This window comes from Photobacterium sp. BZF1 (genome assembly GCF_014349205.1).
In the GTDB taxonomy this organism is placed as follows: domain Bacteria; phylum Pseudomonadota; class Gammaproteobacteria; order Enterobacterales; family Vibrionaceae; genus Photobacterium.
Map to the genome: position 1 here is coordinate 25,698 of NZ_JACSOF010000017.1, position 20,242 is coordinate 45,939.

The following is a 20,242-nucleotide window of genomic DNA, read 5'->3' on the forward strand; positions in this document are numbered from 1 at the left end:
GCTCTACACCAGCTTTTCTTTGACCAACCACTTCGGATCTAACAAATCGATATTTTGGATAAACTGCTCGATGATTTGTGCCGCCCGTCCACAGCCGTAGGGGTTTTCCAATTGAGCAACCTCATCTCGATACGCATTATCGAACACCGCTCGTTCGATAGCTCTGACAATGTCTTGTTCTTCATAGCTGACAAATTCTACATTGCCTGCATTGAGCCGGCCTTGTTGGCGGTGGCCAATATTAATCACCGGTAACTGATACATAGGTGCCTCTAGGATCCCCATGCTGGAATTACCAGCTAAAGCCTTGGCGTTACGAAGCAAATTAACGAAAATGTTGCGCGGCAGTGTTTGCTGCAAAATGATGTGCTCAGACTCGAACGCCTTATAAGCCTGGATGATCTCAAAAGAACCAGGATCACTATTGGGAGTAATACACACCGCTTTCAAATTTCGCTCCTTGCAAACACGGTCGATCGCAGATAACGCCGAGGTCATTTGCTCATAAGCTTGATGGTGTTCAGAAGAAAGGGGGTGCTTTAGCACCACAATATAATCTTCGAGCTTTGAGCCGACATAGTCAGAGACAACATCTAGGCCAACAGCCGGCTCCTGGCAGATATTATCGAGCCCTGGCGTTCCGCAAAAAGCAATACGCCAACTGTCTTCGCCCATCTTCTCCAAGTTGTCGGCATAGGGCTTAGCCGTCGTAAAATGGACATGCGCCAATTTACTCGCCGCCATGCGAATCGGGTCATCAGCGTTACCCCAAACCGGATCCCCGCCGCCAATGTGGGCAACCAAGACATCCATGTAATTCCCGACGATAGTAGTGGCAATGCTCTCTTCACGGTCTCCCACTACCAACAACATATCAGGTTGTTCACGTTCAACAGTTTGAGTTAAGCCCGTAATAAGCTGCCCGACAGCCTTACTCCGCTGGGTAGAACGGTTTGTGGTCAACAACGTATCAATCCGATCCGCGATGGTAAATCCGTCGCTGACAATCCTATCTACTGTATTTCCATGCCAGTCAGACAAGTGTGCGCCTGAGGCCACCACTTTCAATTCGTATTCATCACTGTCGTGAAACCGCTTTATCACCGGATATAAAATGTCATACTCTGAACGAATGCCAGTGACGGCCAGAATGCGCTTAATCTTTTTCATCATGGGTGTCCAATATATGTGGAAGAGCCTGGCTTAAAGTTTGGATAGATCCCACACCTTCCCCGCCGAGCAATAGAGCTTTAAGCCCTGCACGTTTTGCCCCAAAGTAATCATTTTCAGCACTGTCTCCAATCATGATTGCCTCTTTTGCCGGCACCCCGAAGTGGTTTAACACTTGCGTGAAACAACGTGGATCGGGCTTTTCTATACCTAAGGAGTTATTCCGCGCATAAAAGACAGCATCACACCAGCGTTCAATCCCCAAACAATTTACTTTGTTTTGTTGGACGACCACCACGCCATTGGTAAGAAGAGCCACACTGCAACCGCTTCTTTTTAATCGCTCCAACACATGCAGGGTTTCTAACGGTAGTTCTAGCTTGACGTCAACAGAGCGGTAACACTCAAACAATTTGTCATGGTTCTGCTGACTATATATGTCGGCTTTGAGCAAGGTATCTTTAAGGATATCTCGGCTTAACTTACGGTCTATGCGCCCAAACGCTTGGTTCAAACATCCAGGCTGATAACCATAACATTGCTCAAAACGATCAAAGGCAGCTGAAAAATAAGCCTTTTCCGGATACAAAGTATCATCAAGGTCGAAAATAACCAGCGATATCATATGGTGAAAAATTCTTGGTAGGTACGATACATTTTCATGCCCCATTGAATGGGAACAGAAGAAAGTAGCTCTTCGTTGATAATACGAATAAATAGAGGAACCCAGTTCTCTGTGGCGGCAAACCCCAGTGCCATCCCACCAGCAATGCGCGGGTTAACTTCCACCAACGAAACCTTGCTGCCCTCTACAAAGCATTGAACGTTAACGGGCCCTACAAAATGGGTGGCCTTGGCAAGTTGAGTTATCAACCGATCAATATTCTCGTTATATTCGACGACCCCACCCATGGACTTGCCATTCACCACACCCAGCCTTTTTCTCGGTACAATATAAACCGGCTGGCCATCGTGGCTAAACAAGCAGTCGACAGTGTACTCCTCACCGGTCAAAATACTCTGAGATATATCCCCCTCACCAAACTGCTTGGCACGCCGCTCAGCAGAATGCTCTATGTAAACCCCCATACTCCCCCGGCCGTGCCTTGGTTTGACCAAAGGATAATCAGGTTCTAAGGAGGACTTGGCACAGGGTAAATGATGTTTTTCAAAAAACTGGGCGGTTAGCCACTTATCCTGAAAGACTTCAACCGTACTCACCGCGGAAATAAGGACTCTTACCCCCTTTGAAGCCAAAGTCTCTCGGCGCTGCGACCAACCAAGCAGCATTTCATCGAACGAAGGAACAACGAGGTCAATACGGTTATCGACCAAGCTTTGCTCTACTTTTTCCCATAGGCACGGATCATCTTTTCGTGGAAACAGGACAAATTCATCCGCGAACACACTAGCAGCACAATCCGGTGAGATGTCCGAAGCGATGGCAGTATGCCCGGCATCCTGAATAGCCTTTATCATGTAAGCGCTAACCGGGCTTCCAGAGGCTTCAACCAAAATACGCTTAGACATTGGATTCCGTCGCTCTGTTTGATAGGACAATAAAGGTACGAGCATCGTATAACTGACCAGCTAAGTCGTTAAAATCAGTGACAGTATTTTGGTATACAATTCGAAATTGAGTGTTTTCCAATAGTGCTTCTGTCTTTGCTTTGTCAAAATAGGACTGTATGGTTCCGAACTCATGCTTTGTTTTCACAACTTCTTCCATCGCTGAGTTTGGACTCATTGAAGAGCCGACTAAGCTAATAAACACATAGCCGTCGGTCACACGATCTAATTCAGCAAGGCTTTTTTTTGCATATTCAAAATGCATACTGTCTAAAACGGAATCAGCTATTGCCACAGAAAACTGATTGTCCTCAAAAACTAAACTTCCATCGCCAGAGATAAGCCGAAAACTATCACTAAGCTCTGGGTATATTTCTTTTGCCTTAAAAATCGCTGACTGAGATATGTCGACGCCTGTAACTGTAAAGCCAAAATCAGCAAGAAGTTGGGTTTGTGCTCCAATACCACATCCAAAATCCAGTGCCTCCGATGCGGCAAAACGCTCATCGTAATACGCAATACCTTCAAGTCCTATACGCTTGCCAACGAAGCGAGACAAGAACTTAACGCATTGCTCTTTTGGAAAGTAAATATGATTTTCTTCTCTTTCATAACTGGCTTCCCAGTTCTTCTTATATACTGTCATCCCTTAATCCAAAGCAAAAAATTATCACCCCTAACTAGCCCCTTAGCAAACTGGAGCCTTACTCATAAATTGCAACAGCGCAGTTCGGCTGATGGGGAAAGTGCTCAAAACGTAAAGAGTTTATCCCTAGCACTTCCTGTACCGCAATCGTCTCGCCAGGCCAACTGTCACAACTCAGCTCATCAAATACCAATACCGACCCTTTAAATAATCGTGGTTTTATTGCTTCCAGCACGTCACGGGTAGGTTTGTAAATATCCATGTCAAAAATGGCCATACCAATCAGTAGTCCGGGATGCTGTTCTAACCAAGTTTTGACTGTTTCAGATGCATCGCCTTTAACCAATTCATTTTTCTTTATGTGGCTTAAAGGACTTTGCTGCTCATGAGCATCAAGAATGTTCTGCAATATGTGTTCATATCCCACATCAGTTGCATAGTCACCAACCTTGGCTTCAGCATCTAACTCACAGACATCAGGAAAGCCTTCAAAGGTGTCGAAACCAATCAATTTGCGTTGATGATTGTATGGTTCATACATGCCACGTAGGCTCTGTAAGACACTTAAACCACTTCCCCACTGCACGCCAAACTCACAGATAACACCTGGCTTGCCCAATAATTTCTTATAGACCCAGTCGTAATATAAAATCCTTGAGATACTCTGTCTGCGAAGCGTAACCAATGAATGTTGGTTCCAGTTCTCACCTAGTTTAGGGACCAAGTTAAGATGAATATCCTTCAGCTTATCCAAGCTAGACTCTTCTTGTTCACTGCGGATGAATCCTTCACCCTTTTCATTTTGTTTCATTTTTCCTCCAGCTCTTGTAAGTTGGATAACTCAAGCTAATTTGATAACTGGTGAGCTCGGCAGGTTGACCAAATGCGATTCCAAATGTTCGGAATAAGGCAAGGGCCCACGCATCGCTTTCTCAAACATCGGCAAACGATGCATCAATTGCCAAACTGGGCGAGTCATAACCCCTGCTGCATTGGTCTCTGATAGCAACTGATCCCGAGCTTCTTGACTCGGGCATATCACAGCATTTAACCAATAGTTTGAGCGTGCATAATCTGGCTCAGCAACAAACTGCCACCCACTACCGGCGAAAAATGCCTGGTATTGGTGAGCCAGTGTTCGTTTATTCGCCAAAATAGAATCCAGCCTTTCCATCTGTGCACAACCCAAGGCCGCATTCAAATTTGGCATGCGGTGATTAAAGCCAGGCTCATCATGGTAAAACTCATAAGGATGCGGGACTTTCGCTGTGGTCGTTACATGCTTGGTATGAGCACCTAACTCTTCACTGCGGCATAAAACCATCCCGCCACCGCCTGAAGTGATAATTTTATTCCCGTTAAAGCTTAAAGCGCCAAGCATCCCCACAGTGCCTGTATGCCTACTTTTGTAATAAGAGCCAAGGCTCTCGGCGGCATCTTCAACCAATACCAATTGCCACTTTTGACATACGGCAACCAGTTCGTCCAGTTCAACCGGATGACCAAAAGTATGCATCGGCATAACAGCCTTGATCCTTTGACCGGTGTGCTTATGGATGCAGCCCTCATCTGTTAATTGGGCATATTCGGTAAGGTACGCCTCCACCGCTTTCGGGCATAACCCGAGGCTAATCGGTGAAACGTCAACAAAAATAGGGGCTGCCCCCATGTGGTATAACACATTGCATGTGGCGACAAACGTCAGCGCTTGGGTGATGACTAAATCCCCCCGCTGGATGCCTGCCATATAAAGAGCTGTTTGTAGGGCTGCCGTACCATTGACTGTCGCCACGGCTTTAGCGCAGCCGGTGAAAGCTTCAATTTTCTGTTCGAAATCGTCGACATAACGTCCCACACTCGACACAAAAGTGCTGTCGAGTGTGTCGGCAACATAGGCTTTTTCATTCCCATTAAAGCTAGGCGCATGCAGCGGGATAAACGCCTCTGTCTGGTAAGTCTCTTGAACAAATTCAATAATTGACGAAGGTTGCATCCTAACTCCTACATCTTACTGTCTAGGTGCTTGCCGGTTTCTTTATGGCCAAACCCGGGAAGCATGTGAAAAAACAGTTCGACTAGTTGTTCTTTACTCCACGCTTTGCCCAACTTCATCTGATTAATTTGAGACTCAAATTCTTGCAACAATGCCGCTTGATAACCCAACTGACTCTTGATGATGCCTAGGCCGGAAAAGCGTGTCATATCCAGAGTTTCGTCAACCGTAAAAAACTCCTCAAAGTCTTTTTCGCCGGTTGTGTCACTCTGTGTAAACAAACACGGCCAGTACCCTTTTTGCGGTAAAGTCGCGGCCAATTCACGCGCTTCATCTTCGCTTTGGCATAGATAAGGTTCAAACCCTCGCTGGTTAAGGTATTCAACGGCAATATCTGCAAAAGACATTAAATGTAGGGAATCGCTCAATTTAGGGAAGAAGATATCTCGGTTATCCCCTAGCAAGCACGACATCAGGCATAATTCACCAGACTCCTGTGGCGTCACGAAATACCGCTTAATATCACTTGGGGCAACCAGAGGTTGCTGCTTCTGCAACCGCTGGTTAAACCCATGCAATAACGAGCCGTCTGAAAAGGCAACATTGGCAAAACGAGCAGTTGAAATCGCTATCTCTTCGCTCCTGCGCATCAAAAACATTTCCATGATACGCTTGGAAGCCCCCATCATATTGACAGGGTTTGCCGCTTTATCGGTAGAGACGCAAAAATACTTCTTAACACCAGAAGCAATTGATTGCCTCAGTGTTTTTTCTGTATTAAACACATTCACATCAATCATTCGCATTAATGTAAATGGGTCTTTCTCGCTGCGTACATGCTTAAGGGCAGAAAGGTTTAACACATAATCAAACTGGCCATCAGCTTGGATAAGGGCATCATACTCTAGCGAACCAATATCTAATGCAAAGGTTTGAAAATCACCGTCGATGTAGCCAAACGAACTACGTATATCCCTCACCAATTCAACAAGGTTATTTTCACTAATATCGACGACATGGAGTTTTATTGGATTGCGTTTAAAGATTTCTTTGCAGACCGCCTGCCCAATAGACCCTGCTCCGCCTAGAACCAAAAAGCGTGAAGTTGACACCAAACGCGATATCTCTTGCTCAAAACAAGCAATATCACGCTCAAATAAAGGGGTTTCGCGTCCTATTAAAGACAGCATAGCGGTTATCCTGTAGGTATCGTGAAGATGCCATCCTTGCCTATAACTCAACGCAGCCCAGTGGATTTAGGGGCATACCGAATTTGCCTGTTTCTACACAATACGTTTGGCGCACGGTTCGAAAGGAAGATATCTCAACGTTATTTGTTCGAAAGATAAATTCTAATACGTCGCAAATATAGATAAAAGGAATTACAGCAATAGTTGAGCACTCATCACCCATACAGTTGGCTCACTGCATAAAATCTCAGCATCAAGCCTTAATTTCCAAATAAATGATACCCCGTCTCTTTTTAATGCTTGAAAAAAATGATCTTCACCTACTATCTAATGGTACAGAAACATGCCGTACATGAAATTTTGAGGCTTTAATCACATGCGTTTTATTAAGAAGGAGGACGCCATGAAGAAAATCATCACTGTTTTTGCTGCAATGATGGTCGCTGCAAGTTTCAATGTTGGGGCTTTCACGTTGTCAGGTACTGAGGCTGATCTGCCAGAAGATGCCGTTAGACATTGTGCTACAGCCAAAAGCTTCTATGTCTGCATCAATAACTACAAACAAATGCATAAGAAATGAAAAAACGGAAGAGTTTTCACTCTTCCGTTTCATTTTGTTCTAGCTCAGGTAAGCTGGATTAGCTGTTTGCTTCACGCTCGGCAATAAATGCCAAAGCCATCTTGATTCGTGCAGCAACGCGTTCTTTGCCAATCAACTGCATAACCGCATCAACAGATGGTGACTGGCCTTGGCCTGTTACAGATACGCGCAGTGGCATACCTACTTTACCCATACCTAGCTCAAGCTCTTCGCAAGTATCTTTGATAACGTTGTGAAGGTTTTCAGTTGTCCACTCTTCAACAGCTTCAACTTTAGCAAGAGCCAGTTCCAACGCTTCCTTAGCAACTGGGCGCAAGTGCTTCTTCGCCGCACCCGCTTCAAATTCGCTGAAGTCTTGGTAGAAGTAACGAGACTGCTCAGCAAGCTCGATAAGCGTGTTGCAGCGCTCGCCCACTAGCTTGATCACATCAGTGATTGCCGGGCCGTCTGTGATAGAAATTTCTTTCTGATCCAAGTGCCACTGCAAGTATTCTGCAACGTACTCAGGCTCAGCCGTCTTGATGTAATGGTTGTTTAGCCACAATAGTTTATCAGTGTTGAATGCAGATGCTGACTTACTGATTGAGTCTAGGCTAAACAGTTTGATCATTTCTTCTAGGGAGAAAATTTCCTGATCACCGTGAGACCAACCTAGGCGAACCAAGTAGTTCAGAAGAGCCTGAGGTAGGTAGCCTTCATCGCGGTACTGCATTACGCTTACCGCACCGTGGCGCTTAGACAACTTGGCACCGTCGTCACCCAAGATCATTGCACAGTGAGCGAACTCAGGTACTGGTGCGCCTAGTGCTTCGTAGATGTTGATCTGGCGAGGGGTGTTGTTGATATGGTCTTCACCACGAACAACCTGAGTGATACCCATATCCCAGTCATCAACCACAACACAGAAGTTGTATGTCGGGCTGCCATCAGTACGGCGGATGATCAAGTCATCTAGCTCGCTGTTGGCAATTTCGATACGGCCACGCACGTGGTCGTCAAATACGACCGTACCCTCTTTCGGGTTACGGAAACGGATCACAAACGGCGAGTCTTCCGTCGCAGCAGCGTTAGCTGCCACCACTTTCGGGTGGTTAGCATCGTAGCGAGGCTTCACGCCAGCAGCCATTTGCTCTTCACGGATTTCATCCAGAAGCTCTTTCGGGCAGTAGCATTTGTATGCCTTGTCTTCTGCCATCAACTGGTCAATAAGCTGGTTGTAACGATCAAAACGCTTGGTCTGGTAGTAAGGACCTTCATCCCAGTTCAGACCCAACCATTCCATACCTTCAAGAATGGCATCGATCGCTTCCTGTGTAGAGCGTTCCAGGTCAGTGTCTTCGATACGAAGAACAAATTCGCCACCCATGTGTTTAGCAAACAACCAAGAATAAAGAGCTGTACGAGCACCACCGACGTGCAAAAAGCCTGTTGGGCTCGGTGCAAAGCGAGTTTTAACCGTCATTGAACAATACCTAATTAATGAAGGAGTATGCAGTGGATTCACTGCTATCAGATGGCGGGTATTTTACCACCGTCTGTTAAATCTACAATGACCCGTCAGCAATCAGTCATTAATGAGGGTGCACACCAGCAAGAGATGTTCACCCGTTCAAATCATTCCTTCAAGTTTTTCATCGCCCACAACATGAACTGTTGCTGCTCTTGGGCACTTAGCCGTGAAAAAGACGCTTGCAGTATATTCATTCGAGAACTGCTGTTAACGCCAGTCACTGGTTGAGGTTCGATAGAAGAGGAATGTTTTATCGTTGACGTTGAAGTCGGTGTAACAGCAGCAATTGCATCAGCCCGCTTGTTGTACGCTGCCAACTCATTCTGATAGTCCCTAAGGTTTTGCAGGCCACCGGCTCTAAGTGTGTCGATGGTGAAATCAACCGGCCTGTTGCCTTCATTAATTAGGCTAAAAGACGGCGACTTCTCAAAGGCTTTAGCTTCAGCGATGGTCCGCATTTTGGGGTAGCTCAACTCAAGTGGGGTATCTGCTGCCTCAAAACGGATGATAAAGGCCGGGGAATTATACTTGCGGTGCTTGGCATCTTCAGAAACTAACTGCCCAACCCTAAACAGTAACTGGTTTGTTCCTTCTTCAACGAGCAAGCGGTTATGGCCTGACTCAACCATCGCATCTTCGGCATCCGCCGAGTTTAGGATCAGTGGTTGAATTTCACTCTGGAGTGAGAGCGTAGTCTGCGCATTCACCGACACCGCCCCAAACATCAAGCCCACAGCAATAAATTTATATAGTGGTTTCATCTTTCAGCTCCCAATACGCACAGTCAGTAAAAGGGCGAAATGTTCGCCCTTTATTTTTTATTAGTTATGGGTCTTATCCAGCTCCAGCGCTTAGAAGTAGTACTCTACGCCGACAGACAGTTCATCAAAATCACCGGACTTCCAACGCGTGTTCGAATCCACACCCTCGGCACCGTCACCAAAGTCTAGGGTACGGGCACGGAAGTAAATCACCGCAGCCGGATCAACGAAGTACATTGCTTGTGCAGAAATCACGTCATCAGAGGTATTCTTAATCGTCTTACCATCAACTTCCAAGTCAAAGTTAGCGGCATAGCCTAACTTGAACTGCCAGTCATTAATGTTGTACATCAACCCCGCAGAGACCCCATCTTGTTTTTCATCACGGCCAGTATCAGCGGACGCTTCCATGTATTTGTACTGCGCGAAGAATGAAATACCGTTATCGAACCAACCTTGGATACCCGCTAGGTAAGTGTCGTTATCCCAGAACGTACCTTCAGAGGAAATATTGCGGTTACCTTCATACGCCAAATCAAACTGGACAGGGCCGACCTTGTAGTGAGCCGCCAAGCCACCCCAGTAGTCATCACCTTCACCTAAGCCGGCCTTGTCACCAGCACCCACTGCCACATCAAAGGTTAGCGCGTCGGCATAAAGTGGGGAGTCCCAACGGATAGTATTAGACTGGCGATCTTGGTATTTCGCCCCGCCAATCGCACCACCCCAGTCCCACACATCACCGAGACCAGGGTTAGATGCAGGCCAATCCACCAGCTCGTACAATGGCGTCAATACGCGGCCGAACCTGACTTGGCCAAGGCTATCACTTTCAAAACCGACAAACGTATCACGCTCACCAAGGCCAGCACCTTCACCCCCGAAGCTTGGGTCAACATAACCACCTTCGATTTGCCATATAAACCTAGGACCAAAATTCTTGAACTGTTTGGATCCCCGGAAACCAATACGTGATTCGTTGTTTAGCTGCATGCCACCAAGATTATCGTCAGTAACCGAGTTACCGGTGTCATAGTCACGGTATGCAGCCTGTACAGCAATAATGCCGTAAACTTCATATTTCGCATCAGAATCACTTGCCTGTGCCGGTACCGCAGCAACAGCAGCAGACATGATAGCTGCACTTAAAAGGGTACGCTTGAACATCTTATCCATGAAAAACTCCTAATATTATAGCTGTTTAGGCAACACCTCCTCAGTTGGCCGCCGAAGGAGGATTGCCTTAATTTCTATCATTTGTTGTTCATAAATAAGGCTATCGGCTTTTTTTTTATCGTGAAGATAGCTCAAGGGAAAATATGATCACCTTCAAAACAGCAAAACCTAAACTCAACATAAAACCATAAAATACAGGCACTTAACTGAAAAACATAAATACAATACTGTTTTTGCAGTAAAAACAAAGAGTGCGCCCAATCACAGAATGTAGTGAAAGCGAGAACATTTTTTTGTATTTATTAGAAAGATTTACAGTCTATGGTTTTTTATTATTTTTCTTGATGAGGAAAGAGTGATCATGCTCTCAATGCATGCATTTTATCGCTAAGAGTGATTTTCAAATTTTAAGAGTTTTTTGACGTTTTTGACATTGATGCTTTGAATAGTATTAATGTCCGCCGAGAAACATAACTGCAGAAATAAGGATAACGAATAGAGTTGTAATATTAAAAGAGGTTGTAACGGTAGGTATCGTCTCAATAAACAATGTTTAAGAACACTATATGGCCGATATATAGTGAACAACTATTGTTGTGCTTTCAATATTAGAGATCGTTTAGAAACTGGATAAAAATAAGACCAGCACGTAAGGTACTGGTCATTGTTCACATAGTAAAATGTTTCTCATATTCAGTATAAAGCGCTTCCTTAAAAGTCTGCTGGGTCTCCCTGACCATCCTTAGCTTTGCAGTAGAACCAAGGAACAAAAACTACATCGCCAGACGGAAGTTTGCAGTATGTCTGGCCAAACCCTCCTCCGTTTCCACTATTAGCATTATTACCTGACGCACTGACAGGTAATGAAACTGAAGCAGCTAAAAACAACCCGGCTAACGTTATAGATATTGCTTTTTTCATAGAACCCCCAATAAAACATGATTTAGGTCACATTGAGTATAGGAGCTTATAAATGACGCGCCATTTTATTGAATTATTTTTCTTTAAAAAATTTATGCACTTAGCGGGATCTTTTTTCAAAAATAAAAAAAAGCAGACCCCACTTAGGGGCCTGCTCTTTATTCTAAGTCATATTAACTTATAGGAAGTTATAAGGAACAATAACCTGGAAGCGTAGGTCAGTTTCATCGGCATCAGCCGCGCCAGCATATTCATCACGCTCTAGGATGGTACCGTGTAGACGAACTGTCGTGCCTTTCAGTGAACCACTCTGTAGTGAATAAGAAACCGTACCATTGATTGCGTACTCGCTTTCGTAATCCCAGTCACCCATTGCACCTTCAGCAGCGGACTTACTGCCAGTACCATAACCAAAGCCTAGGTAGTAGTTCCAACCATTTCCTTGGTCGTAAGAGATACGGTTGTACCAGGAAGTCTGACCCGATTTGTTCCAATCAGACAAGGCATCCCACCACAAAGAGTAATTACCATTGGTCATACCGTACGTGTAAATCATACGAGGGTTAACATCACGGTCGTTGTCAGATTTAGCGTATTGCAGGTTAGACATCCATGACCACTGACCAAAACTTGCGTTAAACGCTAGGCCCGCAGTGTAACCTAAACCATCATACTGACGATCATCATCGACACCGTAAAAATCAAATGCGATGTTCATCGTATCGTTGATATTATAACGCCCATAAGCCTTGTAACCTGTGGTATCAACAGCATCCTGATAACCGGTTACAACACCATTGCCCCAATCAACACCGTCGGTGTATACCACATCTGTAGCTTGGCCAATACCAAATTGCAGGAACAAATCATCGGTGGCATTAAACTGAGCACCCAGAGAGTGAACAATACCCCAGCTTGTATCTGACCATAGTGCAGGAGCGTAGTCATCCTCGCTCAATAGCCATGGCGCAGTAAACTGATCGGCAATGAAGTAGCTTAATTTCACATCACCGAAATTCGCATTTAATTCAGCACCGCGGTATGTACCCGGTACAAAACTCCACACATTACCGATAGTACCGTTACCACCGGCCTGAAGCAGACCGAAGCGACCATCAACGTTTTCACCGGCCTTAAACTTCATAGCCGCCTTATAAACCTTAAGCTGGTCACCTTCGCCTGAACCCCAATCAAGGTTATTACAGGTTGAGATTTCATTACACAGATACTCACCTGTATCGCCATTGACTAGGCTATTGTTATATAAATCGCCAGAGAAATAAGCACCGACATCAGCCCCTAACCAACCATCATGGTAACCAGACGTAAAATCAAGGATGGCGTTGTATGCTGAATAATCCAGACGGCTCCAACGATCGCCGTTTTCGCCTCCAGGCTTGCCTGATGTACGAGTACGAGAACGCGTATCAAATACCAACGTGCCGCTCAGAGCAGCGTCCGCTGTAAATTCATTGATAGCTTCAACATACTGATCACCCGCTGCACTTTCTGTCGATGCATGAACAGGCATAGCAACCACACCAAACATCGCTGCAGTCAACGCAGACACTTTGAAAAGCTTGGAACTGTTTTCCATGGAATAACTCCTAAAAATACTAGCTGTGTTTACTTGTGCCCAAAAGGTTGGCCGCCGAGGGCAACAAGTAACTCTCCCAATATGCAAGCCGCTAATGCTAATCAGCAACCCGCTATATTTTTTAAAAACTCGATTGAACTATTCTTTTCAACCTCTGTCCTTCTTCCCCTTTAAGACTACTTTCACATCAAAAAACATCAAATATAACTTAATTTATTATTCGAAAAATATGACTCAGTGCAAACTTTATTGCGAATAGTGATCCGGATCAAACCAGTCTATCAATAGATATAAATTAAACAAAAAATCGATTTAAAACAACAGAATAAGAACATTGAAAGATTAAAATCATCACTATATACCATGAGTTTTAAAGCTTATTCTCGCTAGAAAGATGGCACTTTTTTGCCATAGAAACACAATTTCACCACCATCAATTCGCCCCAAAAAATAACAATCCAATTTCTCAAAGACATAAAAAAAGCAGCTATAAAGACAATGCCTTATAGCTGCTTTCCGTTAATTTCGTTAAATAATTATATTTTGACGATTTTAACGGTTTTACCGTGCCATGAAGTCAACAAGCTGCTGCTCATCCCAGATTTCGATGCCAAGTTCTTGAGCTTTGGTCAATTTTGACCCTGCAGCCTCCCCGGCAACCAGTAAATCGGTCTTCTTGGAAACACTTCCCGTCACTTTGGCACCAAGGTTTTGCAATGCCGCTTTTGCATCAGAGCGGGTTAGCTGTGACAAGCTACCTGTCAGCACAACCGTTTTTCCATCCAACGGTAATTCAACCTCTTCATCACGCTGTTCAATCGCCGGCCAATGGATACCCACGTCAATAAGCTCTTTAATCACCGTCAGGTTGTGCTCTTCACGGAAGAAGTTGTAAACGTGTGCCGCAACAATCTCGCCGACGTCCTGTACCTCGACAAGCTGCTCTTTGGTTGCCGCCTCAATGTCAGGAAGAGTGCCGAAGTACATCGCCAAGTTCGCTGCTGTGGCCTCACCCACCTCACGAATACCCAGGGAATAAAGGAAGCGTGGCAGTGTTGTTAGTTTTGAAGAAGACAATGAGTCCACCAGCTTTTGCGCCGACTTAGGCCCCATCCTTTCCAAAACCGTCAATACGCCCGCTGACAGTTTGAAGAGATCGGCCGGTGTTGCCACCATTTCACGGTCAACTAGTTGCTCAATGATTTTTTCGCCACACCCATCAACATCCAGGGCTTTACGTGACACAAAATGCTTGAGGGCTTCTTTACGCTGGGCCTGGCAGAACAGGCCACCGGAGCAACGGGCTACCGCTTCCCCTTCCACACGCTCAACTTTGGACTCACAAACCGGGCACACTTCTGGGAAAACAATCTCCTTGGCATCAGCCGGGCGGCGAGATTCGACAACAGATGCAATTTGTGGGATCACATCACCGGCACGGCGGATAATGACGGTATCCCCTACCATGACACCCAAGCGGGCAATTTCATCGGCATTGTGCAATGTCGCGTTACTTACCGTCACACCGCCAACGAATACCGGCTCCAGTTTTGCTACTGGCGTTATCGCACCGGTACGACCAACCTGAAATTCAACATTCTTGAGCGTGGTCAACTCTTCTTGTGCCGGGAATTTGTAGGCAATAGCCCAACGCGGGGCACGTGCAACAAAGCCTAAGCGCTGCTGGATAGCAACATCATCAACTTTGATCACCACACCATCAATTTCATAAGGCAGTGCCTCGCGTTTCCCACCAATTTCCTGATGGTAAGCGATCACTTCATCCATATTGGCAAGCTGGCGGATTTCAGGGCACATTGGCAAGCCCCATCCTTTAAGCTGGACCAAACGTTCATACTGGCTTGGTGCAAGCTCCAGTCCTTCAACAACTCCCACTGAATAGGCATAAAAACTCAAAGGGCGTGTGGCTGTGATCTTAGAATCAAGCTGGCGTAAGCTACCTGCCGCTGCATTACGCGGATTGGCAAATGTCTTCTCACCCTTCTTCAAGGCTTTTTCATTGAGTGCTTCGAAGCCTTTTTTCGGCATAAAGACTTCACCACGAACCTCAAGGCGTGCCGGCCAACCCTCACCACGAAGCTTGAGGGGGATAGAACGAATGGTACGCACGTTCTCGGTGATATTTTCACCCGTTGTGCCATCACCTCGAGTCGCAGCCTGAATCAATACGCCGTTTTCGTACATCAAGCTCACAGCCAAGCCATCAAGCTTTGGCTCACAGCAATAAGCCAGAGAGGATTCTGAAAACAGGCGATCCAGCATTCGCTTTTCGAAAGCGTGGAGATCTTCGTCGTTGAATGCATTGTCCAAAGACAGCATAGGGATTTCGTGGGTGATCTGGGTAAAGCCATCAAGCGGCTTACCGCCAATACGCTGACTCGGTGAGTCAACCGTAACCAACTCAGGGTTTTCGGCCTCAATCGCCAGCAACTGCTGCATCATACGGTCATATTCGACATCCGGTATTTCCGGATTGTCTTCTACGTAATAGCGGTGACCGTGGTAGGCAAGTAGTTCGCGCAGCTCATCGAGCTGCAGCTGAATATCGTGGCTCATAAATGTACCTGTACTAAAACCAAGCGGTTTGCCATAAAGGTCTTGCTTGGGGAGGGTATAAAAAAACAAGGCCCCTTATACCAAGATGTATAAAGGGCCAATTTGTGTTCTTCAAATGCTACAAAGGTCAGTTAACAGTATAGCGCTGTGCTTTATCGCGGTAACCGCTGATGCGGTGAGGGGTGATTAGGTTTCGCTCATGGTCGAGCACATCACCACCGAGGCTGTCAGCAATACGCTGGACAGTCTGCAGCATCAAATTAAAGTTCTGATCGGCTCGGCCCATCTCACATGGCAACATCAGGTAGAATGCCACTCCAGGCGTTTCGAAACTTTCGCTACCGCCTTCTGGGAAGTGGGCCGGGTGTACCATATTGGTCACAGAGAAAATGGCAGGCCCAGTACCCGCAGCATCGGCATGGCGGTGATACACCGAATTTTCACCGAAGATCAGGTGGTTTTGTTCAAAAGCGTTAAAGAGACGGCTACCACGGAACATCTCACCATTACGGGCATGGACATTCAATACCAAGTAATCGGGTGGAAGCACTTCTTTCTCGACCTGTTGTTCAGGCTCTTCAACTGGCAGGCTTTGCTCAATAACAGGCTCAGCCACCGGTTCAATTACAGCTTCTTCCGCTAGGGCCGTTTCTACCTTAACGTTAGTTTGGGACTCAGCCACGACTGAAGCGGTAGCAAGAGGTTCAGCGGTTTCCGGTTGCTGCGCCTTAGCTTGAGCAGGTTCGTCAAGCGTGACTTGCTCAGCGGTAGCAACATTAAGCACTGGCTCAACTTTTTCTGCCACCTTATCTGCTGGCTCTGTTGCCAAAACTGTCGGAGCAACCTGCTCTTGAGATTGTTGGACAGGCGCTTGCTCAGGTGCCGCTACCGGTTTAGGCTCTGCAACTGAAGGTTGCTCAACAACTTGAGGCTTGTCGACGGCAACTGGTGCAGGCTCTGGAGCAACCACTTGTTCAGGCGCGGGTGTCTCTACTGCAGTCATTACTGGGCTCGGCGCATTTTGCCCCTGAGTAGGAACTGAATCTTTGATGGCAGGGCCATCTAGCAATGGGTCAGCATCCAACTTTGCACCAAAGTGCAATTCGGGTTCTTTCCTTTCTTGACGAGGTGACTCAGCTACTGTTGTATCGGAGCTCACCACTCTGACACTGCCTACACCATCTTTATCAAACCCTTCCGAATCTCGGGAAGACTTGTCCAACTTACCCAGTGGCTTCTCACCAAACTTTGCAGGTTTTTCCTTACGGCTACTCCATAGCCCATGAAGCAACAATCCTGCAATGGCAAGCGCACCGACAATAATAAGAACCAGACGCAATTCCTGCATACGAATACTCTGAATTAACTTGTAACCCATTACCGGGTAAATCAACATCTAGGTTACAGCCACTGCTCACCAGCGGGTAACCTCTACTACTTAGCTTGTTACTTTTTATCATAGCCAGTCATACCGCTATGACAAAAAAGTGCAAATTAAAAAGCCAACTACAGCCCTTCACTGAAGTAGTATACATCAGTCATTATGGACTTAACTTTACTCTAATGTATCAAAACTCAAATCAGAATGAGAAGGTGAAAGTCGTTATTCGTGCAAGATAGTGCTGCCGAGCACAAAAATGGACAAGGTTTGACCATTTTTGCCGTCATCCGAGCGTTCACAAACGGCGTTAATTTGCTTATAGCTATTAATCACCGTTACTATCTGGCCAAGAATGATTACATCTTTAACCCATTTTCGACTTGCCAAGGAGCCTATATGCAATCTACCCGGCAGCCTCGCCCCCAGCTAACAGCCCCAATAAGTGGTGCCGGTTATTTCTTTCGCGGCATTTCACTGGCGACCCAACCTGGAACGCGTCGCTTTGTCCTTTTTCCTCTATTGATTAACATTGTGCTGTTTGGCACAGCCTTTGGCTTAGTGCTCAGCCAACTGGGAACCTGGATTGATGGCTGGATGAGCCAGCTGCCAAGCTGGCTAGATTGGCTGTCTTACCTGCTGTGGCCTTTAATTGCTATTGCCACCCTAGTCACCTTCTCCTATTTGTTCAGTACCATTGCCAACTGGATAGCCGCACCGTTCAATGGTTTGCTCGCCGAACATCTGGAGGCCAAGCTAACTGGCCAAAAAGCCCCGGATACCGGGATCACCGGCGTGATGAAAGATCTACCTCGGATCATGCACCGCGAGTGGATCAAGCTAAAGTACTACCTACCAAAAGCCATTGGACTGTTTATCCTAATGTGGATCCCGGCCATTGGTCAGACTGTAGGCCCAGTTTTGTGGTTCTTGTTCAGTGCCTGGATGATGAGCATCCAATACGCCGACTACCCGTTCGACAACCATAAGGTGCCGTTCCCAGCCATGCGCGATGCCCTGAAAACCAAACGCGGCACATCGCTAAGCTTTGGTAGCCTGGTAATGCTTTGCACCATGACCCCAATCCTCAACCTGTTCGTAATGCCGGTAGCAGTATGCGGCGCAACGGCTATGTGGGTTGACCATTACCGCGAGCAGCACAAGGCTTATTGATCTAGGCAGAACCCAAACTTTGTTCTTTTAGTTTGGGTTCTGTGGTTCTGTGGTTCTGTGGTTCTGTGGTTCTGTGGTTCTGTGGTTCTGTGGTTCTGTGGTTCTGTGGTTCTGTGGTTCTGTGGTTCTGCAGGCAGAATTTGTCGATTGTTATGATACGTCAAGCTCTCGCTTTGCTTTTCCTAGGGCCGAGGACCATCTTTTCCTAGGACCAAATACCTCTCCATCCTACTCTTGCCCTCCACTCACCGCTTACTCTGCTTGAAACTTGTTCGGCGATACCAACAGTCCCATATAACAATAAGATATAACCACAAATTACTTTGCAAACCCTATATAAGGGTTATGCTTAACGTGTCTTATGTTTTTAAACGCGTTACGAAGGAACGACAACAATGAGCAAGATCTACGAAGATAACTCCCTGACTATTGGTAATACTCCGCTCGTTCGCCTTAACCGAGTAAGTAAAGGAAACGTCTTGGCTAAGGTTGAAGCCCGTAACCCGAGCTTCAGCGTTAAATGTCGTATCGGTGCCAATATGATTTGGGATGCCGAGAAGAAAGGTATTTTGAAAGAAGGTGTTGAGCTTGTTGAACCAACAAGTGGCAACACAGGTATTGCTCTTGCGTTTGTTGCTTCTGCTCGTGGCTACAAGCTAACGCTGACTATGCCAGAGAGCATGAGCCTTGAGCGCCGTAAACTACTTAAAGCCCTAGGTGCAAACCTTGTTCTGACTGAAGCGCCAAAAGGCATGAAGGGTGCGATCGAAAAAGCAGAAGAAATTGTTGCTTCGAACCCAAACAAGTACCTACTGCTTCAGCAGTTCAACAACCCTGCCAACCCTGAGATCCACGAGAAGACAACCGGCCCTGAACTGTGGGATGCCACTGACGGCGAAGTCGATGTCTTTGTATCAGGTGTGGGTACCGGTGGTACGCTGACAGGCGTTAGCCGCTATATCAAGCAGCAAAAAGGCAAAGCCATTACCACTGTTGCCGTAGAGCCAACTGAATCGCCAGTTATTACCCAAGCGTTGAATGGCGATGAAATCAAACCGGCTCCGCACAAAATCCAAGGTATCGGTGCTGGCTTCATTCCTGGCAACCTAGATCTTGAATTGATTGATGAAGTTGAGCGCGTTAGCTCAGAAGATGCAATTGATATGGCACGTCGCCTGATGGAAGAAGAAGGTATCTTAGCAGGTATTTCTTCTGGCGCAGCAGTAGTAGCAGCAAACCGCATTGCTGAACGTCCAGAATTTGCAGGTAAAAATATCGTTGTTGTGCTACCAAGTTCAGGTGAGCGTTACCTATCATCAGCACTGTTTGCCGGTATCTTTACAGAAAAAGAAACCCAACAGTGATCACACTTTCACATGTTGACGTAACGAATGTTACCCAAAAGCCTCCCTATGGGGGGCTTTTTTGTTGCATTTTGGCCGTAGCTTTAATATAAATCCGTTGTGTTTTATTTCTAGCTTCAAAATAAAGCGGTCAAAAAACGGGCGGCTAGAGGTTGGAACAGAGAGAAAAGTCACAAAAAATTGACTTGGATTAATCTCAAACACCGAACTGTTGGGTAGTTTATAATCCCAGATAGCGAGCTTAGCATAAACAGGTTAAGCTTACTTTCAGTTACGTTAATATTAAATAAATAATATCTATATCGGGGTGAAAAATGTATCAGAAGCAAGTTGAGATCACTGCAGAAAACGGTCTACACACTCGTCCAGCTGCTCAGTTCGTTAAAGAAGCTAAAGGCTTCGACGCTGACATCACAGTGACTTCAAACGGCAAAAGCGCAAGCGCTAAGAGCCTATTCAAGCTTCAGACTCTAGGTCTAGTAAAAGGCACAGTAGTAACTATCTCTGCTGAAGGTGCTCAAGCTCAACAAGCTGTTGACCACCTAGTTGCTCTAATGGACGAACTGCACTAATCCGCAGTCCGTTTATTACTTCCCCTAGTTTTAAGTCAATTTAA

The 20,242-nt window shown here is 46.0% G+C and carries 18 protein-coding genes; 4 read left to right on the forward strand and 14 right to left on the reverse strand.

Going from position 1 to position 20,242, the window contains the following annotated elements; genetic code table 11:
* Nucleotides 1-3: 3 nt before the first annotated feature.
* Genes neuC through BIZ37_RS05580 form a run of 7 tightly spaced genes read right to left on the reverse strand, consistent with a single transcriptional unit; the run spans nucleotide 4 to nucleotide 6,568 of the window.
* On the reverse strand, nucleotides 4-1,173 hold the full coding sequence (gene neuC, locus BIZ37_RS05550) for a UDP-N-acetylglucosamine 2-epimerase (RefSeq protein ID WP_222939593.1): 1,170 nt from the start codon (nucleotides 1,171-1,173) through the stop codon (nucleotides 4-6).
* Complete coding sequence (locus BIZ37_RS05555) at nucleotides 1,157-1,795, reverse strand: HAD family hydrolase (protein WP_187460639.1); 639 nt, start codon at nucleotides 1,793-1,795, stop codon at nucleotides 1,157-1,159. Before BIZ37_RS05555 ends, neuC begins: the two co-directional genes overlap by 17 nt.
* A complete protein-coding gene (locus tag BIZ37_RS05560) occupies nucleotides 1,792-2,700 on the reverse strand; it encodes an ATP-grasp domain-containing protein (protein ID WP_187460640.1) in 909 nt (302 codons plus the stop codon). The genes BIZ37_RS05555 and BIZ37_RS05560 overlap by 4 nt, the downstream gene beginning before the upstream one ends.
* On the reverse strand, nucleotides 2,693-3,385 hold the full coding sequence (locus BIZ37_RS05565; RefSeq protein ID WP_187460641.1) for a class I SAM-dependent methyltransferase: 693 nt from the start codon (nucleotides 3,383-3,385) through the stop codon (nucleotides 2,693-2,695). Before BIZ37_RS05565 ends, BIZ37_RS05560 begins: the two co-directional genes overlap by 8 nt.
* A gap of 58 nt (nucleotides 3,386-3,443) precedes the next feature.
* Nucleotides 3,444-4,196: a TylF/MycF/NovP-related O-methyltransferase gene (locus tag BIZ37_RS05570; protein WP_187460642.1), complete on the reverse strand. Its 753-nt coding sequence runs from the start codon at nucleotides 4,194-4,196 to the stop codon at nucleotides 3,444-3,446.
* Between the two features lie 30 nt (nucleotides 4,197-4,226).
* Nucleotides 4,227-5,378 (reverse strand): LegC family aminotransferase, encoded by a 1,152-nt coding sequence (locus tag BIZ37_RS05575; RefSeq protein WP_187460643.1) that lies wholly within the window; start codon nucleotides 5,376-5,378, stop codon nucleotides 4,227-4,229.
* A gap of 8 nt (nucleotides 5,379-5,386) precedes the next feature.
* Entirely contained in the window at nucleotides 5,387-6,568 is a 1,182-nt protein-coding gene (locus BIZ37_RS05580) for a UDP-N-acetylglucosamine 4,6-dehydratase (protein WP_222939594.1), read from the reverse strand.
* Nucleotides 6,569-6,971: 403 nt separating this feature from the next.
* Here BIZ37_RS05580 and BIZ37_RS05585 point away from each other — a divergent pair, with 403 nt between their 5' ends.
* On the forward strand, nucleotides 6,972-7,148 hold the full coding sequence (locus BIZ37_RS05585; protein ID WP_187460644.1) for a hypothetical protein: 177 nt from the start codon (nucleotides 6,972-6,974) through the stop codon (nucleotides 7,146-7,148).
* A gap of 58 nt (nucleotides 7,149-7,206) precedes the next feature.
* Here BIZ37_RS05585 and gltX read toward each other — a convergent pair whose 3' ends face one another.
* From gltX to zipA, 7 genes are all read right to left on the reverse strand, one after another.
* Nucleotides 7,207-8,631: a glutamate--tRNA ligase gene (gene gltX, locus BIZ37_RS05590; protein ID WP_187460645.1), complete on the reverse strand. Its 1,425-nt coding sequence runs from the start codon at nucleotides 8,629-8,631 to the stop codon at nucleotides 7,207-7,209.
* 152 nt (nucleotides 8,632-8,783) lie between these two features.
* Nucleotides 8,784-9,440 carry a DUF2057 domain-containing protein gene (locus BIZ37_RS05595; protein ID WP_187460646.1) on the reverse strand — a complete coding sequence of 219 codons (657 nt, stop codon included), beginning with the start codon at nucleotides 9,438-9,440 and terminating at the stop codon, nucleotides 8,784-8,786.
* Between the two features lie 90 nt (nucleotides 9,441-9,530).
* Nucleotides 9,531-10,574: a porin gene (locus tag BIZ37_RS05600; protein ID WP_255526681.1), complete on the reverse strand. Its 1,044-nt coding sequence runs from the start codon at nucleotides 10,572-10,574 to the stop codon at nucleotides 9,531-9,533.
* A 753-nt stretch (nucleotides 10,575-11,327) separates the two neighbouring features.
* Entirely contained in the window at nucleotides 11,328-11,537 is a 210-nt protein-coding gene (locus BIZ37_RS05605; RefSeq protein ID WP_187460648.1) for a hypothetical protein, read from the reverse strand.
* Between the two features lie 178 nt (nucleotides 11,538-11,715).
* Nucleotides 11,716-13,134, reverse strand: a complete 1,419-nt coding sequence (locus tag BIZ37_RS05610) for a porin (RefSeq protein WP_187460649.1) — start codon at nucleotides 13,132-13,134, stop codon at nucleotides 11,716-11,718.
* A 561-nt stretch (nucleotides 13,135-13,695) separates the two neighbouring features.
* Nucleotides 13,696-15,711, reverse strand: coding sequence for an NAD-dependent DNA ligase LigA (gene ligA, locus BIZ37_RS05615; protein ID WP_187460650.1), 2,016 nt, complete (start codon nucleotides 15,709-15,711; stop codon nucleotides 13,696-13,698).
* 127 nt (nucleotides 15,712-15,838) lie between these two features.
* Nucleotides 15,839-17,107, reverse strand: a complete 1,269-nt coding sequence (zipA, locus tag BIZ37_RS05620; RefSeq protein WP_255526678.1) for a cell division protein ZipA — start codon at nucleotides 17,105-17,107, stop codon at nucleotides 15,839-15,841.
* A 381-nt stretch (nucleotides 17,108-17,488) separates the two neighbouring features.
* On the opposite strand from zipA, the gene cysZ reads away from it, so the two are divergent.
* The 3 genes from cysZ (at nucleotide 17,489) to ptsH (ending at nucleotide 20,198) form a co-directional block, all read left to right on the forward strand.
* Nucleotides 17,489-18,262, forward strand: a complete 774-nt coding sequence (gene cysZ, locus BIZ37_RS05625; RefSeq protein ID WP_187460651.1) for a sulfate transporter CysZ — start codon at nucleotides 17,489-17,491, stop codon at nucleotides 18,260-18,262.
* 395 nt (nucleotides 18,263-18,657) lie between these two features.
* Entirely contained in the window at nucleotides 18,658-19,626 is a 969-nt protein-coding gene (gene cysK, locus BIZ37_RS05630; protein ID WP_187460652.1) for a cysteine synthase A, read from the forward strand.
* Between the two features lie 314 nt (nucleotides 19,627-19,940).
* Complete coding sequence (gene ptsH / locus BIZ37_RS05635) at nucleotides 19,941-20,198, forward strand: phosphocarrier protein Hpr (protein WP_007466533.1); 258 nt, start codon at nucleotides 19,941-19,943, stop codon at nucleotides 20,196-20,198.
* Nucleotides 20,199-20,242: the final 44 nt, after the last annotated feature.

What these genes read in the sequence shown, in the direction of transcription:
- neuC (WP_222939593.1), bottom strand. Translation starts at nt 1,173, where the DNA reads ATGATGAAAAAGATTAAGCGCATTCTGGCCGTCACTGGCATTCGTTCA.
- BIZ37_RS05555 (WP_187460639.1), bottom strand. Translation starts at nt 1,795, where the DNA reads ATGATATCGCTGGTTATTTTCGACCTTGATGATACTTTGTATCCGGAA.
- BIZ37_RS05560 (WP_187460640.1), bottom strand. Translation starts at nt 2,700, where the DNA reads ATGTCTAAGCGTATTTTGGTTGAAGCCTCTGGAAGCCCGGTTAGCGCT.
- BIZ37_RS05565 (WP_187460641.1), bottom strand. Translation starts at nt 3,385, where the DNA reads ATGACAGTATATAAGAAGAACTGGGAAGCCAGTTATGAAAGAGAAGAA.
- BIZ37_RS05570 (WP_187460642.1), bottom strand. Translation starts at nt 4,196, where the DNA reads ATGAAACAAAATGAAAAGGGTGAAGGATTCATCCGCAGTGAACAAGAA.
- BIZ37_RS05575 (WP_187460643.1), bottom strand. Translation starts at nt 5,378, where the DNA reads ATGCAACCTTCGTCAATTATTGAATTTGTTCAAGAGACTTACCAGACA.
- BIZ37_RS05580 (WP_222939594.1), bottom strand. Translation starts at nt 6,568, where the DNA reads ATGCTGTCTTTAATAGGACGCGAAACCCCTTTATTTGAGCGTGATATT.
- BIZ37_RS05585 (WP_187460644.1), top strand. Translation starts at nt 6,972, where the DNA reads ATGAAGAAAATCATCACTGTTTTTGCTGCAATGATGGTCGCTGCAAGT.
- gltX (WP_187460645.1), bottom strand. Translation starts at nt 8,631, where the DNA reads ATGACGGTTAAAACTCGCTTTGCACCGAGCCCAACAGGCTTTTTGCAC.
- BIZ37_RS05595 (WP_187460646.1), bottom strand. Translation starts at nt 9,440, where the DNA reads ATGAAACCACTATATAAATTTATTGCTGTGGGCTTGATGTTTGGGGCG.
- BIZ37_RS05600 (WP_255526681.1), bottom strand. Translation starts at nt 10,574, where the DNA reads ATGTCTGCTGCTGTTGCTGCGGTACCGGCACAGGCAAGTGATTCTGAT.
- BIZ37_RS05605 (WP_187460648.1), bottom strand. Translation starts at nt 11,537, where the DNA reads ATGAAAAAAGCAATATCTATAACGTTAGCCGGGTTGTTTTTAGCTGCT.
- BIZ37_RS05610 (WP_187460649.1), bottom strand. Translation starts at nt 13,134, where the DNA reads ATGGAAAACAGTTCCAAGCTTTTCAAAGTGTCTGCGTTGACTGCAGCG.
- ligA (WP_187460650.1), bottom strand. Translation starts at nt 15,711, where the DNA reads ATGAGCCACGATATTCAGCTGCAGCTCGATGAGCTGCGCGAACTACTT.
- zipA (WP_255526678.1), bottom strand. Translation starts at nt 17,107, where the DNA reads ATGTTGATTTACCCGGTAATGGGTTACAAGTTAATTCAGAGTATTCGT.
- cysZ (WP_187460651.1), top strand. Translation starts at nt 17,489, where the DNA reads ATGCAATCTACCCGGCAGCCTCGCCCCCAGCTAACAGCCCCAATAAGT.
- cysK (WP_187460652.1), top strand. Translation starts at nt 18,658, where the DNA reads ATGAGCAAGATCTACGAAGATAACTCCCTGACTATTGGTAATACTCCG.
- ptsH (WP_007466533.1), top strand. Translation starts at nt 19,941, where the DNA reads ATGTATCAGAAGCAAGTTGAGATCACTGCAGAAAACGGTCTACACACT.